Raw genomic sequence first — 16,645 nt, 5'->3', positions numbered from 1 at the left:
CTCCCTTACTGTCCGTTTAACCATTTTTTAATTACTTTTGCAGTACCTTCTACATGCTCTTTCGTAGCTTCCTGCACTTGATCATCTAATGTAGGCTCTGATGGTTCTACTGGCTCTGGTTTTGGTTCTGGTACTATTTTTTCTTCAGGAATTTCAAAAATACTTTCACTACTAGCAGCAACTTCCTCTTCTGCTAAGTATTCTTCATATTCCTCTTCTTCTCTCTTTTTCTTACGTCTTGCTAAGAAGAACCATACTAGGCCAATTAGTGCTAGCAAGCCAGCTGTAATTCCACCTAATAACCACCAGTTCATACCACTTTTTTCTGGCTCTTTCTCTTTTTCAACTTTCGGCTGGTCGAACTGAACAGTTACAACGTTAACTTGACCGTTTGTAAAGTTTCCATTCGGATCAGCTTGAAGCCCAGCTGCTGTGCCAATCGCTTCTTTAAATGTTGTCATATCAATTTTTCGTTTTACTAACGTATCGTTATCTACCCATACAACAACATTTGTTTTTGTTAATTCCGGATGTTTCTTAATTGTTTCAACTGTTTTATCTATTTCATAGTTTTCAATTTTGTTACCATTTTTATTATCGTAGACAACTTTACCGTTTTGATTATTGTTCGTACCGTAGTTCGGCACTTCACCGTTCGCTGTAATACCCGCACCTTGCTTCGTATCTGCTCCTTCTTGCGCAGTAGAGCTTTCCTCTTGCTCTTGTTTACTGCGAAGTACACCTTTATCGCCATATTTTTCTGACTGACGTGTAACTTCATCGTAGTTTACAGACACTTTCGTATTCACTTTATATTCATTTGATTTAAACATCGTCATTAACGTTGCGTCAATATCTTGCTTTAATTTACCTTCAATTTGATGCTGCATCTCTACTTCCTTTTCATAAGAAGAGGAGCTGTTAGAATGCGCTTCATCTGCTCCTTTTGAGATGATACCTTTTTTACTATCAATAACACTTACTTCTTCTGCTTTCACGCCAGGAACTGCCGCACTAATCATTTGCTGTATACCAGCAACTTGATCAGCTGTTAATAGTTGTCCACGCTTCACACCAACAGTAATCGCCGCTGTTCCTTTTGCTTTTTCTTCATCAAAAATTGTTTCTTTTTCAGGTAATGTAATTTGCACATTTGCCGTTTCAATCGTCGCAAAATTTCGTACAATATCTTGCTCCAATTGCTTTTTCGTACCGACAATCTGCTTCATTTTCTTATCTTGTTCACTTGAACCGAGCGAGCTTTCTAATAAAATTTCCTCACCGCTTTTTGAATTAAACGGTAAGCCCATTCCATTCATTTCTTTTCGAACCCATGGAGCATCATTCTTTTGCACTCGAATCGAACCATCGGCTGCTAATTGGTAATCAACACCTAGCTTCGATAATTCTGCTGTAATCTCTTGCTTATCTGTATCATTTAAATTTTGATATACAACAACATATTTATCTGGCAAGGTGAAGTATAAAAGTGCTCCTGTTGCAATCGCTAAAAGCGCAGCACCAATCACTAACTTATGCCACGTTTTCAACGATTGGAAAACATTTTTTATCTTTTCCATTTAAATACACCCGTCCATTTTCCTAAATTTGCATATTAATTAGTGACTTATAATTTTCAATAAGATTATCGCGTACGAGAGCAGCTGTTTTCATTTGTGATTCAGCTTTCTTCTGCTGAATTAAAACGTCATGCGTTTCTCCTACCCCTTTTGTCAGTAAATCATATACTGCTGTTTGGGCATTATTTTGCGTTTGATTCATATCTTCCAATAAATCAATAAACTTTTTGCCTTCAACTACAGATGTTTCTGAAGTTTTCTGTGTGCCAATCGGCTGAATCGCTCCAAATGGCTGTGTATTTAACATTGGTTGAATTTTCATATTTCCCCTCTTCCCTCTTATCCTCGGCCGATTTCTAAATCTTTATCGAGCATTTTTTTGTTCGCATTTAATACACTTGTATTTGCTTCATACATTTTTTGAGCAACCATTACATTCGTCATCTCAGCTGTCACATCAATGTTCGGATAACGTACATATCCTTCTTCATTTGCATGCGGATGCGTCGGATCATACACAAGATTTTCATTTCGATCCGTTTCAATACTTTTTATTTTCACTCCGTTAGTAGGAGCTCCATCTAGCATGCTTGCAAAACTATTATTTGATTCCAACACCACACTTCGACGGTGATACGGCTCTGCACCCGGTGCTCCCGTCGTATTTGCATTTACGATATTGTTAGAAGTAACTTCCATCCATTTTCTCGCTGTAGTTAGCCCTGAACCACTTGCATTAATTGCCTGAAACATCTTTGTCTCTCCTTTTACTATTAACGTCCACGTGCTGCTTGGTTAATAGCGTATTGCGTATTAATTGCATTAATTGAAACACCGTATAATTGGTTTGTTTTCATTAAATCTAGCATTTCTGTCGTTACATCAACACTGTTTCCATCTTTATTCGTTTGCATTGATTTCGTTTGAATCTTTGCGTATGTATTTTTCGTATTTGCTGTCGGTAAGTGCATTACATTCGTTTGATATAAATCTGGATTACTCTTTAAATCCGCAGCATTTTTTTTGTATAATCCACTGCTCATATTCATTTTCTCAGCAAATGTTACATCTTGTGCTTTATAGCCAGGTGTATTCGCATTTGCAATATTACTAGAAACGGTATTTCGCTTCGTTACTAAATAGTTCATATAATGACTTACATCACTAACTAAATCTGGCATATTCCACACCCTTCCTTTTCTAACTTAATGATCCACTGATGGAAGTTTCACTTCATTATTTATTTCCTTATATGTATTTATTAAAATATTCACTATTATGTACCCTTACATATTTTATTCCATTTTTCCATTGTTGTCTTTAGAAAAATACAAAAATATAAAAAAGAATACAAAAAAATGTATACACGGAGTAATCCATGAAATATTTCGATATATGAAATACAAATCAAAGTTAATTTTTATATTATTTAGATTACTTTCTCATTACAGGCATAAAGTGAAACCTCAATCAGCGGAACTCTTTATTTAAACAAGGAATGGATTCCCTTTTAAAAAGGGGAATCCGTTTCCATACTTTATCATTAATATTTACCATAAAATGAATTAGCTTTCATTCGCCCATCATTTTCCATAATCATTTCTTCCAAAATCTTTTGCTTATCTCGAATATGCTGCGCTGCCTTAATAATCCACGGGGTAACTTCCGTTGCAACATCTGCGCGCGTTTCTTCATCCAATGTCATCATCCAACGATTTAACATCTCACTTTTCTCAGCAAATTCTTCATCTGAAACCTGCAATTCACCGATTCCATTAAAACAACTGACAAACGTTCGATAAATATCATTGTTCATTTTCGAGCGCTCCACGGTAACCGTCTATTAAATCTTGTAACACTTGTACAATCGCATCAATGTCTTTTGCTTCACGCGTTACTTTCATCGTTTGAATTTGAATGCTAATCCAATCGTATAAACCGAATAGACTGTCATATAAATCTTTCGAAATATCAGGATTTAATTGAAGCTTCAACTCTTCAAATATACGTTCTAACTTTTCAAGAAGGTCGTCTCCTTCTTGAAGTTTAAATGTATTTAAAAGTTCTTCTAATTTACGAAACTCTACGATACATCTTTCATAAATAAATATTGTATTTTTAATCGGATTACTCGTCATAATATCGTTTTGCATATAACGTTGCCATGCTTGCATATAATCACTTCCTCAGCTTTCATTAATCATCACTTTTTGTTTTTGTCATTGCTTTGATTGTCTGCAGCTGACTATCAAGCAATGCTAGCTGGCTTTCCAACTTTGCATATTTATCAATAATTGATTCTTGTTTTTTCTTATTAATTGTATCAATATCTTGAATTTTTCTCTCTAAATCAGTTACTTGCTTTTCAATACTTTTAGAGCGTTTTCCAATAATCCCTTCATCTCCAAAGATTCCCTCGAGCTTTTTATCTATATCATGACCAATGCCATTAAAACCAAAGAAAAATTGTTTTGTAGATTCTGGATTCTCTTTAAAAGCTATTTTCAATTTCTCTTCATCAAGAGTCATATTTCCTGTTTTATCAATTTGAATCCCAAAAGAAAATAAATACTTATCATCTTGGGAAAATCTAAAAATGCTTGTCATTGCATTACTGATAGCAAATGAAACATTATTCCCTTGCATTACTCCATTTTCACCAGAAAACAAATCTAAACTTTTAACAGCGTTATTATACTCATCTTTCATTTTTTTGATTAAATCTATCGAATTTTTTATATCTGAATCTTCGATAGTTAATTTAATTGGCTCTGTAGTTACCTTTTCTAAGTTAATAGTTAATCCTGGAATTGTATCAATCTTATTTGTTTTACTAGTTCCTTTAATTCCATTTATTGTATATTCTGCATTTACTGCTCCTGTCACTTGATGTGCAATGGCATTCGTTCCATCCGTATTTTTCGCAGAAGTAACCAGCCCTATATTTTGTAAAAAGCCATTGGCACCATCCGTTAATTTCAGCTCTCCCTCTTTTCCTGCAATAGTAGATGTGAAAAATAGTTGATCCCCTAATGTGTATACGGATACACCATAATTTCCATTATTAATTTTATTGACAAGATCTTTATACGTCATATCTTCCGAAATTTTAACTTCTTTTCCATTTATCTGAAATACATCATCTACTCCAAGCTTTAAATCTAAACTGAATTTTTGCTCCGTACCTTCAGGAGTTTTTGGGGGAGTAAGTGGAGCTGTAGTTATTTGATGCCTTTCTGCTACTCGCTCTACTGTAATTGTGTATGTTCCAGGAATTGCAGCAGCATCCGCCTGTGCTGTCATAAAACCATCTTTGGATAGAGTTGTTTTCTTTTCATCACCTTTAAATGTGTTTAAATCTTTGAATACTTGCACAAAATTTGCAAACTCTTTTTTCATGCTCGCATACACTTTGTTTTCATTTGTTAACGTTTGTTTTTGTGTAGTATATGGTGATTTTTTCATTTCCAATGCTTGTAACTCTAAATCTACTAACTTCTTTGTATCTATCATGTTATTTCCTAAATTCCATATTTGCTGTCTGTCACCATAATTAGATATTGTCCCTGCCATATTTTTCACTCCTTATCATTTACATGTAATCTAAAATGCTCGTTTTACTCATCGTACTAACTGCTTTAAGCGTTGCTTCATAAGTTGCATTAATATACGCTAGGTCAGAAATTGCTACCGCTAAATCAACATCTTCAATTTCTTTACGATTTTCTTGAAGCGCTAAATTTTGCTCGCTTAAAATTGTTTTAAACGTCTCCATCGTGTTCATAGTTGAACCAACTTCAGTTGTACGGTTAATGACGCTATCTAAGTTTTTCTTATTTTCTCCCAATAACGGTTGCAAAGCTTTTTGATCACCGTTATTCAGCGCTTCACTCATCTGTTTTAACGTTTTTATAACTGGTGATAATAATTCTTCTCCGTTACGAAATGCTTTTAAATCATAACCATCATTTAGCTGCCAGTTCACATCATTTTTTCCACCTTGATACGTACCATCTTCTGTAAATGGAACCTGTTCAGCACTATCCCCACCGAAAATATAACGGCCTTGCTCTTTCGTATTCGCTAAATATACAACTTGTTTTAAAATTTGATCAATCTCTGCACCGATTGCCTTCAATTCTTTTTCACTATTCGTCCCATTTAGCGCTTGTAATGTTAATTGATCCGCTCTTGTTAAAGATTTAAAAACACCTTGTAATGTATTTTCAGTTTGTGTTAATACATTTTTCGAATCTGCTAAATCTTTTTGCATTTGTTCAATATTTGCTAACGAATGCTGAATCGCAAATGATTTACTTGCCGCAAGTGGATCTTCACTCATAAAAAGATTTTTCTTCCCAGAAGTTACTTGATTTCGATGATATTGCTGTTGCACATTCAAATCCATCATCTGATTCTTTGCCCAGTTTGCATTTTGAAATGTAGATACTCTCATCTTTACCTTCTCCTTTATCTATATTTGAATTGGTGCGGGGAAGCAACCACAACTATATACGGCTCTCTGCTTCTACACTACGACGGATACTCTCTTTCCTCATAAAAGAGAGCTTTGTCATTTTTATTTAACACGAGGGCGATGCATTCACTAAACATGGCTTTCCTCTTAGCTAGCTTACCCTTCAACCATTTCATATCTCTGGTCTCACATCGCTCGGTCCACTAATAGGCACTGTCCGCCTCTACCCAACGCAGGACCCTCTCTCTAAACATAAAAGAAAAAGGGGCTTCGTTTCTACTTCGCATTATCTAATGATCGAAAACAAACTATCAAACACTTCATTCATCGTCGTAATAGCTTTAGAGTTTGCGACAAAATATTTTTGGAAAGCCATTAAATTAACCATTTCTTCTTCCATATTTACGCCTTCAATACTCATTTTTTCTTGTTGAATACCTTCTAATAAATCTTTATGAATATTTTGATAAGCATTCACTGCACTTTTATCAGAAGCTACACCAACTATAAATTGGTCTAATGCTTGTTTATAAGAAAGACCTTCTTTATAATCTCCATCTGTAATTCCTGCTAGTTTATTTGCTGTTTCAGCGGAGATTTTCATTTTCGAAACATCTTTTGCGAACTCAGGGTTTAACTGAATATCTTTCGCATGATCTCCAACGAAGAAATCTTTTCCCATCACTGTATTCACTTGACCTTTTACAGAACTCATTAATTCTTCAAGGTTTTTCTTATAACTAGCAATCTTCGCTTTCGTATCTATCGCTGATTGAATTGCTCCACCATTTAAAGGAATATCCGATCCATAAATCGCAACAGACATTGGTTCTTTTTCTTTATTTAATTGAAGTGGATATGTATCTTGTCCATTTACTGTTAAAGCACCATTCATTCTAACACTTGCGATATTAGGATTCATAGATTCATAAGATACTTCTATATTGGCATACTTAGACATCTCTGTAATGATGCGATCACGTTCGTCTAAAAGTTGATTCGGTACTTGCGTGCCAGCTTGTCCGATTTTTTTATTCGCTTCTGCTAAACTAGCACCAAGACGATTAAATTCATTCACGTGTGCTTCAATATCTTCTGTCGTCTGTGCTTCTGCTGTATCTAAGTTTTTCGCAAGACGATTTATCTGACTTGTGAACTTCCCAGTTTCAGAAACTAATGTATCGTAGTAGTTTGGTTGTTCTGGATTTTTTGCAACTTCACGAAAAGCATTGAAGAATCCATCCATTAAACTAGATAATGAATTTTTCCCTGTCGTTCCTACCATAGACTCTACTCGTGATAAAGTAGAATTCATATATGCGTAGTAAGAGAACTGTGACAACTGATCATTAAATTGCTTCGTTTTCACTTCATCTGTAATACGGTCAACTCCTAATGTTTGTACACCATAACCGATTCTCTGTTCAGGCGTATGACCGTTACTTGCTCCAACAGATCCGTAATTTACCATTTGACGAACATAACCCGGCGTATGAATGTTAGATAAGTTTTGTTTTGTCGTTTGTAATCCCATTTGGGCCGCTAGCATACCAGATAACGGCGTATTATAATCAGATAATCTCATAATGCTTCACTTCTCCTTTACAATAGTTCATTCATGAAGATTTGCGAATTATTGTTTTTCTCCAAATTGTATTCAGAAACGGAATCCACAATACTTTCTGTAGTTTTTAATAGTACGTTTAAGTAATATTGATTTTTCAAAAGAATCATTTTTACATTTTCTTCTAATTCATTTAAACTTTTTTGTAATTCTTCCATTTTTTCATTTTCTTCCTGTGAAAAATACGAAAATAGCGAACGCATACGCAACGGTTCAACTTGTTTTTCTTTACAAAGCTGAACAACCATTTCCTCAAAAGATCGCGATAATCCTTTAACACCTTCTATGTACTGCAATTGCTCTACTTGCAACTTTTGAACTGCATTTACATTTTTATTTTTTAAATTCTCATATATTTGTTCCCCAAGCGTTTGAATATTTTCATATGCCTTTTGAATAATAACGAGCTTTTCATATAATTGTATGTACATATAGCTTCCTTTCCTTTACAAGACTAAATTTACAATCAAACCATGAATTTCTCCAATTTGATTTAACATTTCTAAATGCCCTGTTTTCGTATTAATTAAATTCATAACATCTTCTAACTCAGTTAATCCCATTTCAGCTTGTTTTACGATCGTCATTTTCTGCGAATATCCGTAACGCGGATGACGAGACATAACATCTTTATACTGCAATACGTTATCAACGTAAAAATTCAAAAATGATTTTACAGTATTTTTGTATTCCATTACATTATCGAGCGTTAACTCTAATTCGATTTTCTCTTTAATTTCTCCAATGTTATCAACAAGTGCTTCCATTTGTTCTAACAATTTATCGTTTTTCGGATCTGCATGCAAATTATCCGAAAAAGCAAGTCCTGTCCTGACATTTGCTTCTTTCGGCATTTGAGTAGCAGGCGGTATATGCGATAAAATTGGATTATGCGAGATAGAACGTAGCATATATATCACCTATTTATTTTTTTATTTCCTTCTAAACTTAATCGTAAAATCTAGTTATTTATAATTATACTCTGTACAATGATATTTTGCAGTTATTTTTTATAGAAGATATGTTACAATTTAGCATGAGGTGGCACAAATCTATGAATATTTTTCTTTGTGGTTCAAATCAATTAACAGCATTAGATCAGGAAGAAATAAAAAAATTTTTAATTGACTATGCTCACAAACATAAAATTTACATATTATGTTATAAATCTATTGAAAATGAGGTTCTTCGTTTCTTCATTGAAAACGAAAGACTTGCTCAAAATTTATGTCTTTACACACTACAACCGTTACAAGTATTAACAGACGAATTTCAAGAAGTCGTTGATTACTTAAAAAAACACGGAGCCGAGTATATTGCTTTTGATCATCCTTCCGACTCCATTTATCGATCAGATTATATGTTTTTTGTAAAGCAAATTGTCGAAGATACCGATTTAGTTCTCTGTTTTTATAACGGAGATAAACATACGTCTGTCATTCCCGTTGACGTTGCAAAAGAAGCAGGAATTGATGCTGTTATTTATGATTTACCAGGCTTACATGAAAAGCAGATGAAAAAAAGCTTTGAACAAAAAATTCGTATGATGTAAAGGGGGAGGCACAATATCGTTATTGTGCCTATTGTAAATATGATAACTGAACAAGATTATAATCAATTTGTCGTAAGTTTTAAACAGCACTTTAATATGGATATCGCTTCCTATAAGCAAGATAGAATGCGCCGAAGAATCGACGCTTTCATTTCGAGAAAAGGTTTTGAAAATTACACAAATTTTTTAAATAATTTACGCACCGATCAAACGTTATTTTTAAGTTTTATTGACTATATTACAATTAATGTATCAGAGTTTTTCAGAAATAAAGAGCGCTGGCAAACGTTAGAGACGAAAGCTCTACCAAAGCTACTTGAACAAAATAACGGTAAATTAAAAATTTGGAGTGCTGCTTGCGCTGCCGGTGAAGAACCATATACACTTTCTTTAATATTATCGAAGCATCTAGCTCCGTTTCGTTATGACATTCAAGCAACGGATCTTGATTTTCATGTTTTAGAAACTGCAAAACGTGGTCAATATACAGAACGCTCTTTGAAAGAATTACCTAATGATTTAAAACAACGTTATTTCACAAAAGAAGATGATACATATATATTGCATCAAAATATTAAACAGCAAGTTACATTTAAACAACATGATTTATTAATGCAGACATTTGATACGAACTACGATTTAATCATTTGTCGAAATGTAATGATTTACTTTACAGAAGAAGCAAGAATAAAGCTTTATGAAAAGTTTAGTCGTTCTTTACGAAAAGGCGGCGTACTATTCGTTGGTAGCACAGAACAAATTTTAACACCCGAACGCTACAACCTTCAGCGTTTTGATACATTCTTCTACGAAAAAATATAGAAAAAGGTCGTCATAATTGAAATGACGACCTTTTTTTATTATATAATACGAATCAATATGATACCTATAACCCATATAAAGAGAAATAGAGCTGTAACAGACCATTTATGCTCTTGAATCGTATGTTTCAACGCATGAGATAATTGCGTCATATTCATTTCTGCAAGTGCTCTCCACACGCTCACATCACGTTCTTTAGAAATACGATCTGTACCGCTAATTAAGATTGTTTCATTAGACAATTTTGTCATGTAAGCTGTAATAACTGTTATCATTAAATTCGTATTTCCTTCTGATGTATCTTGTTCCACTCTAGAAATGAGCGCACTTACATCAAGTAACGGAATATGCACTTTTCTTCCAAACGAAAGCTGCACTTCAGCGAAATCATACGTTCCGTCTAATAACGGAACTCCCTTTATATGAGCTTGTTTAATAAGCCCCTGCAAACTTTTAACAATTTGTTCATATATTTTTTCCGATTGCTTTCCTTCCTCAGACAACATATGTAGCTTTGAAAACAACTGCAACACCGTATCCATTTCCTTAGAAAGCATATCTTTTACAATCTTTCCATCACCTAAACTCGCAAGTAGAATCCCTATTTCATTATTTTTCGAAATGATTTGGGACCGCCCGGTAAACACAAGATTACTCCGTTTTCGCTCTTTTTGAATTTCATGTTCTGAAATAGCTGCAGGCTGTTTTAATGGGTGTAGCGTCTTATTTTCAATTGTAGTACGTTTAATTTCCATCTAAGCGCCTCCACTACTATCAAATTATTAGCCCCACTCTTTATTACTCTTTAAAACTAAAAATAGTACAAATAATCCTGACATAACAGCAAACACATTAGAAGCCTGTACTCCCTGCTCACTTTTTTCCTCTTTCTTTTCTTGTTGTTCTTCTATTTTCTCTTTCTTTTTAGAAACGACTTGATTGTCATTTCCGCTTTTTTTCTCTTTATGAACCTTCACATTATTTACTTCCTTGTTGTCTGTTAACGACTCTTTTATAACGTAGTTGATTTCCTCTTTTTCTTTCAACGGCTCTTTTATATAAGAGTTCACTTTCTCTTCTTGCTTTGGAATTTGAACAACTGGAAGTTTTTCTTCTGGAAGCGGCATCTCTATTTTCGGATCTTCCTGCTTCTCAATTTCTTTCTTATCTTCTACTTCATTTTGATTCTCTTGCTCTTCTATCTTTTCATCATCTTTCACTTTTTGTTCGATGATAGAAACGATATATTCACTCTCTGTCACAAGTTTGTTACCTGCCCCATCTGTTACTTCCACAATAAGTTGATGCGGCCCAACAGGTAAAGCTTCTGTTATTTCAAATATTTTCTGCCAATCCATGTCGCGTTTATTATAGTCTAATAAAAAAGTAATATCGTTACCGTCTTCTTTTCCTTTTAATATAACGCGCACTTCTTTAACAACCGATTCTATATCTACCGTTTGTACTCGTATATGAACGGATTCTCCCTTTTTCCGTTCAATTAAGTTCCCTTTTTCCTCATCAATACTAACTTTCTCTAACTTTGGCAATTCTTTATCTATAGTTGGTGCTTCATTGTTTATACGAATGAGCGGGACATTTAATTCGTTCTCTATTACTTCTTCCTTCTCATCTTCTTTATAGCTTTCAACGAGCCTAAGGTTCCAATCACCTTGTAAATCATATATTCCGGCCTTATAATTAGCGATCCATCGCTTCGTTTCTTCTTCATACTCAAAAGATATTATTCTCTCTTGTCTGTACTGCTCACCATTTTTTTGTAATTGTAATATGCCTTTTACACTTTGAATGTTTTTTTCATTTGATTCTACAGCAATCCGCACTTCTTCGCCAACCTTTAGCTCCTGCTTATTAACTGTAATAACCCCTCGGTCTGTTTCTATCGTTCTTTCTTCTTTTTTTTCTTTCCCTTGCTCATTTTCTACTGCTTTTTTTTCATCTTCAACCGAGGGCATTTCCACTTGTTCCGGCTGTTCCTGAACTTCTTTATTTTTTCCCTCTTGGTCATTCATTTCGCTTATATTTTGATCTTGTACACTTTTTTCTTCTGCCTGTCCTTGCGATGGTAAAAATATACATATATGTAAGAATAGCCAACTAACTAGAAAAAACTTTACGTTTTTCATCTATTTGTTCAAACTCCTATTTTGACGCCTTATAGCGATTTCGTCATTTTTACTCCGAAAAACCCATCTACATTTACAAGTTCTCCATACGCCACTAATACATCGTTCACATAAATTTGAATCGGTTCATCAATATCTTCATCAAGTACGACCGCTTCATTTTCTTGTAGACTTAAAATATCTTGAATTGTTCTCACTGTACTTCCAAATACAAATTTAACATTCATTTCTACATTTTGTAGAATAGATGTATCCATATATACTGGCTCAACTTGCTTGACTTCTTTATATTCAATTGGCTGTACGACTGGTGCAGGAATTTCTTCCTCTTCAACAACTTCCTCAACTATTTCTTCTTGCTCTTCCACCATCGGATATAGAAGTCTTCTAACCATTTCTTTCGCTTCTGATATCGGTAGTATTTGATACATCTTTGATTGAAGGAGATCACCAATTTCAAGATTAAAAGTAATTTGAACGAGTTCGTCAACTGCCATCGACTCTCCCAAATATTCCATTTCTTCTTTTAAAGAAACAAATTTAACGTCTGGTGGTGTCATATCCATTTTTTCTTTAAACATTTCTGACATCGCTGTTGCAGCATGCCCCATCATTTGGTTCATAATTTCTTTAATGCCACTTAACTCTAATTCACTTAGCTCTTTCTCCGGATCAATTTCACCCGTTCCCATCATCATTAAATCTACCATTGTTAAAGCAACATCTTTCGTAAATACGAATACATTCTCATTTTTTAGTCCTTCAACAAAATCGACATTTAAAATAACAAACGGAACCGGTACTCCTTCATAATGACGAACATTAATCGCCTCTACATTTGGTGTACTAATAGTGACAGGCTGATTTAAAAGCGTCGATAGTACTGTTGAAGCCGAACCGATTGAAATATTCGCAATTTCACCAAGCACATCTTTCTCTTCTTGTGTTAATTGCTCTTTTTCTACATGCTCTTCTACAATCTCAGTTTCCTGCACTTCCGCCGGCTCATCTATTTCTTCTTCCACACCACCAGATAATTGTAACAATTTATTTATCATTCGCTTCGCATGTTCAACTGAAACAACCTGTACAAGCTGAGAATTCACAAGATTATCTATTTTTAATTCAAACGATACTTTAACAACCATATTATTCCCATTAATACCAGAAATCTTCTCCATCTCTTCTGTAAGTTGCACAACTTTAATTGTTGGCGGAGACATGTCTACCGTATCTTGGAAGAATTCTGACATAGATGTTGCTGCGAATCCCATCATTTGATTCATAGCTTCTTGTACTGCACTTAGCTCTAATTCACCAAGCTCTTTTCCCTCTTCAACTTCACCTGTTCCCATCATCATTAAATCAGCAATAGATAAAGCAACATCTTGTTGAAGAACAAGAAGATTTTCCATATCTAATCCTTTTGTGAAATGGATATTTAATACAACATGTGGAATTTCAACATCACTTGTATCATATAAATCTACCAATTCTACTTGAGGAGCAGTAATACTTACTTGCCTATTTAAAATTGTTGATAATACAGTCGAAGCTGAACCAAATGATATATTAGCAATCTCACCAAGAATATCGCATTCTTGAGGCGTTAAATGTTCATTTTCTTTTTCTAGCACAATTGTGCCAGTATCCCCTTTTGTGTGTTGCTCAGGCATTTTTCCTGCCTCCTCATTTTTGTTTTTCTATCAAATGATTTAAACTCTCTATTACACTCGTTATATTTTACCAAACTTATCATCCGAATTGTGAACATGTATTTACTTCCACAATATGTGTAAACGACGGTTTTCATATACTTATATTATTAATTCTACCCAAAAAGCTCCCCAATTGTATACAAGTGGGGAGCTTCCTTCATTCCTATTATAAACCTTCTGGGTTTAAAATGAGGACCACTCGTCCATCACCGAGAATTGTCGCACCAGAGAAATAGTTAGAGCTCTCTGCAAAGAAATCACCTAATGACTTTAAAACTATTTCTCTTTGACCGATAATTGTGTTTACGATAAGTCCATAGCTACGATGTGTATTACGAACAATTAACACAGGAACCATTTGACTATCATATGATGCGAACGCCTCATCTACTGTTTTTTCACCAAATACAGTACTTAAATGTTTCACTTCAATAATTTGATTGCGATAGTTTAAAACGTCTTTCCCTTGTAACGATTGTATGTCTTCTTTCTTAATTCGAATGGCTTCAGCAATATTGCCAAGAGGCAAGGCATAACGCTTATCATTTGTTTGAACAAGCATTGATTGAATAATAGACAATGTTAAAGGAAGTTCAATTCTGAATGTACTTCCTTTTCCTTCTTCAGAATCAATAATTAAATGCCCACCTAAACTATGAATCGTATGTTTAACAACATCTAATCCAACCCCACGTCCAGAAAGGTCAGATACAACTTCCGCTGTACTAAATCCCGGTTGGAAGATAAGATCAAACACTTCACGATCCGTTAATTTATTTGCCTCTGATTCCGTTACAACACCATTTTTTATCGCTTTTTCTAATACTTTTCCTTTATGAATACCATTTCCATCATCAGTAATTTGAATTACGACATGATTTCCACTATGAAACGCCTCTAATTTAATAGTACCTGTCTCATTTTTCCCGGCATCACGTCGGTTTTCGACAGTTTCAATACCATGATCAATTGCATTACGAATTAAATGAACGAGTGGATCACCAATTTCGTCAATAACAATTTTATCAACTTCAGTATCTTCACCTTTAATTTGTAAATCGATTTTTTTACCTAAATCTTTCGCTAACATACGTACCATACGTGGAAAACGATTGAAGACCGTTTCAATCGGTACCATACGCATATTTAATAATACATTTTGGATATCTTTTGAAATATCCCCTAATCGATTTAAATGCTCGATTAACTCTTTATTTTGAATCGTTTCTGCTAATTCATCAATTCGTCCACGCTCAATTACACTTTCTTCAAACATATTCATTAATCTTTCGATTTTTTCTAACTGAACACGAATAGAACGATTCTCTACTTTAGCATTTTTCGTTTTTGTATTACTTTTAGCCGGTGTAGTACTAGCTGTTGGAGTTCGTGCCTCTAGAGATGGATCCAGCTGCGTTGCTGCAATAGATTGTACGATTCCTTCTTCAGCTATATTTCCTTGCTTCACTTCTACTTTCTCAATTTCAGAAACGTGAAGCACCACCTGTTTCAATTCTTCAACACTACGATCAGTATCCATATATACTGTAAACTCAAATCCAAAAGCATCCGCTTCGATTTCTTCAATGCTTGGAACCGTTTTTTGTATATCCCCTACATTTTGTAATGCTTCAATACACATAATGGCACGTACTGCTTTTAAAATGGCTTGTTGTTCGACGGTTATATATACTTCATGTGAAACTGTATCATCATTGTTTATACTACTTTGCTCTACTTGTTCCATAGAAGCTTCTACATTCCCATTTAATAATGCTTCTAATTTATGCTTTGTAGATACAACATCAATATTACCCATTCCGCCCTGCTGCACATCTGTAACCATCTTTTCTAAATTATCAATGCACTCAAAAATAACATCAATAATATTAGCATTCACCATCATATTTCCATGACGGATTTCGTCTAAAACATTTTCCATCTTATGAGTTAAATCTGCCATTTCCGCAAATTCCATACTCGCAGACATACCTTTAAATGTATGAGCTGAGCGGAATATTTCCCCTACAACACCCATATCGGCAGGATTCTGTTCTAAATTTAGCACATTTTCATTTAGCGACTGTAAATGTTCTTCTGCTTCTTCAAAAAATATATTTAATAGATCTGTTTGCATTTTAATCCCCTACCTGTCTAACAAACATTTCATTTATGTATAACAATTTAGTGTTTTATAACGAGAAAAAAGGGGGCCACACGTCTATCCGCTATCATTGATTTGATTCTTTGTGGCACCCCTTCTATATTAGCTATTTGCTACTTTTGTTAAAGCTTCGATAACACGATCGGCTTGGAATGGCTTTACAATAAAGTCTTTTGCCCCGCCTTTAATTGCATCTAATACCATACCTTGTTGTCCCATTGCAGAACAAATAACAACCTTTGCACTCGAATCAATTTTCATAATTTCTTTTAATGCTTCAAGTCCGTCCATTTCTGGCATAGTAATATCTAGTGTTACAATATCAGGTTGAAGTTCTTTATACTTTTGAATCGCTTCTACCCCATTCTCTGCTTCACCGATAACTTCAAATTCTGAATTACTTTTTAATAAGTTTTTAATCATTGTTCGCATAAACATCGCATCGTCTACAACTAAAATTTTATGTGCCATTCTTTTCGGTTCTCTCCTTTTATGTATAAATATATCTTAATATTTCATCTTATCATTCTCACTCATTATACAAAATAAAACGAGAAAATT

General features: G+C 34.3%; 18 protein-coding genes. 2 read left to right on the top strand and 16 right to left on the bottom strand.

Features of this window, described 5'->3' with window-relative positions; genetic code table 11:
• Window positions 1-5 precede the first annotated feature (5 nt).
• From fliF to QCI77_RS08390, 11 genes are all read right to left on the bottom strand, one after another.
• A complete protein-coding gene (fliF, locus tag QCI77_RS08440; protein WP_353824746.1) occupies window positions 6-1,580 on the bottom strand; it encodes a flagellar basal-body MS-ring/collar protein FliF in 1,575 nt (524 codons plus the stop codon).
• A 22-nt stretch (window positions 1,581-1,602) separates the two neighbouring features.
• Window positions 1,603-1,902, bottom strand: a complete 300-nt coding sequence (gene fliE, locus QCI77_RS08435; protein WP_002064631.1) for a flagellar hook-basal body complex protein FliE — start codon at window positions 1,900-1,902, stop codon at window positions 1,603-1,605.
• Between the two features lie 17 nt (window positions 1,903-1,919).
• On the bottom strand, window positions 1,920-2,333 hold the full coding sequence (gene flgC / locus QCI77_RS08430) for a flagellar basal body rod protein FlgC (RefSeq protein WP_002030933.1): 414 nt from the start codon (window positions 2,331-2,333) through the stop codon (window positions 1,920-1,922).
• Window positions 2,334-2,353: 20 nt separating this feature from the next.
• The gene (gene flgB, locus QCI77_RS08425; protein ID WP_012260666.1) at window positions 2,354-2,761 is read right to left on the bottom strand and encodes a flagellar basal body rod protein FlgB; all 408 of its coding nucleotides are present in this window, start codon (window positions 2,759-2,761) and stop codon (window positions 2,354-2,356) included.
• A 362-nt stretch (window positions 2,762-3,123) separates the two neighbouring features.
• Complete coding sequence (locus tag QCI77_RS08420; RefSeq protein WP_002135383.1) at window positions 3,124-3,396, bottom strand: hypothetical protein; 273 nt, start codon at window positions 3,394-3,396, stop codon at window positions 3,124-3,126.
• Window positions 3,386-3,754, bottom strand: coding sequence for a flagellar export chaperone FliS (locus QCI77_RS08415; RefSeq protein WP_012260665.1), 369 nt, complete (start codon window positions 3,752-3,754; stop codon window positions 3,386-3,388). Before QCI77_RS08415 ends, QCI77_RS08420 begins: the two co-directional genes overlap by 11 nt.
• Window positions 3,755-3,776: 22 nt before the next feature.
• Window positions 3,777-5,153: a flagellar hook-associated protein 2 gene (locus QCI77_RS08410; RefSeq protein WP_012260664.1), complete on the bottom strand. Its 1,377-nt coding sequence runs from the start codon at window positions 5,151-5,153 to the stop codon at window positions 3,777-3,779.
• 19 nt (window positions 5,154-5,172) lie between these two features.
• On the bottom strand, window positions 5,173-6,036 hold the full coding sequence (locus QCI77_RS08405; RefSeq protein WP_012260663.1) for a flagellar hook-associated protein 3: 864 nt from the start codon (window positions 6,034-6,036) through the stop codon (window positions 5,173-5,175).
• A 307-nt stretch (window positions 6,037-6,343) separates the two neighbouring features.
• Entirely contained in the window at window positions 6,344-7,642 is a 1,299-nt protein-coding gene (flgK, locus tag QCI77_RS08400; RefSeq protein ID WP_353824745.1) for a flagellar hook-associated protein FlgK, read from the bottom strand.
• 17 nt (window positions 7,643-7,659) lie between these two features.
• The gene (locus QCI77_RS08395) at window positions 7,660-8,112 is read right to left on the bottom strand and encodes a flagellar export chaperone FlgN (protein ID WP_002064619.1); all 453 of its coding nucleotides are present in this window, start codon (window positions 8,110-8,112) and stop codon (window positions 7,660-7,662) included.
• A gap of 15 nt (window positions 8,113-8,127) precedes the next feature.
• Window positions 8,128-8,592, bottom strand: a complete 465-nt coding sequence (locus QCI77_RS08390; RefSeq protein ID WP_002141107.1) for a YaaR family protein — start codon at window positions 8,590-8,592, stop codon at window positions 8,128-8,130.
• A 143-nt stretch (window positions 8,593-8,735) separates the two neighbouring features.
• Between QCI77_RS08390 and QCI77_RS08385 the strand changes: the two genes are divergently transcribed.
• Window positions 8,736-9,233, top strand: a complete 498-nt coding sequence (locus tag QCI77_RS08385) for a flagellar motor switch protein FliG (RefSeq protein ID WP_002030924.1) — start codon at window positions 8,736-8,738, stop codon at window positions 9,231-9,233.
• Window positions 9,234-9,272: 39 nt separating this feature from the next.
• Window positions 9,273-10,055 (top strand): CheR family methyltransferase, encoded by a 783-nt coding sequence (locus QCI77_RS08380; protein ID WP_353824744.1) that lies wholly within the window; start codon window positions 9,273-9,275, stop codon window positions 10,053-10,055.
• Between the two features lie 38 nt (window positions 10,056-10,093).
• Here the strand turns inward: QCI77_RS08380 and QCI77_RS08375 are convergent, their stop codons facing one another.
• The 5 genes from QCI77_RS08375 to QCI77_RS08355 form a co-directional block, all read right to left on the bottom strand.
• Window positions 10,094-10,810: a hypothetical protein gene (locus QCI77_RS08375; RefSeq protein WP_002030922.1), complete on the bottom strand. Its 717-nt coding sequence runs from the start codon at window positions 10,808-10,810 to the stop codon at window positions 10,094-10,096.
• Window positions 10,811-10,837: 27 nt separating this feature from the next.
• Complete coding sequence (locus QCI77_RS08370) at window positions 10,838-12,202, bottom strand: transglycosylase (protein ID WP_353824743.1); 1,365 nt, start codon at window positions 12,200-12,202, stop codon at window positions 10,838-10,840.
• 29 nt (window positions 12,203-12,231) lie between these two features.
• Window positions 12,232-13,878 (bottom strand): flagellar motor switch protein, encoded by a 1,647-nt coding sequence (locus tag QCI77_RS08365; protein ID WP_002086512.1) that lies wholly within the window; start codon window positions 13,876-13,878, stop codon window positions 12,232-12,234.
• 208 nt (window positions 13,879-14,086) lie between these two features.
• Entirely contained in the window at window positions 14,087-16,057 is a 1,971-nt protein-coding gene (locus QCI77_RS08360; RefSeq protein ID WP_002012065.1) for a chemotaxis protein CheA, read from the bottom strand.
• A 129-nt stretch (window positions 16,058-16,186) separates the two neighbouring features.
• Window positions 16,187-16,555, bottom strand: coding sequence for a response regulator (locus tag QCI77_RS08355; protein WP_000940577.1), 369 nt, complete (start codon window positions 16,553-16,555; stop codon window positions 16,187-16,189).
• Between the last annotated feature and the right edge of the window lie 90 nt (window positions 16,556-16,645).

This window comes from Bacillus cereus group sp. MG9 (assembly GCF_040459995.1).
GTDB lineage: Bacteria > Bacillota > Bacilli > Bacillales > Bacillaceae_G > Bacillus_A > Bacillus_A mycoides.
This window is presented reverse-complemented; position numbering and strand designations above follow the sequence as displayed.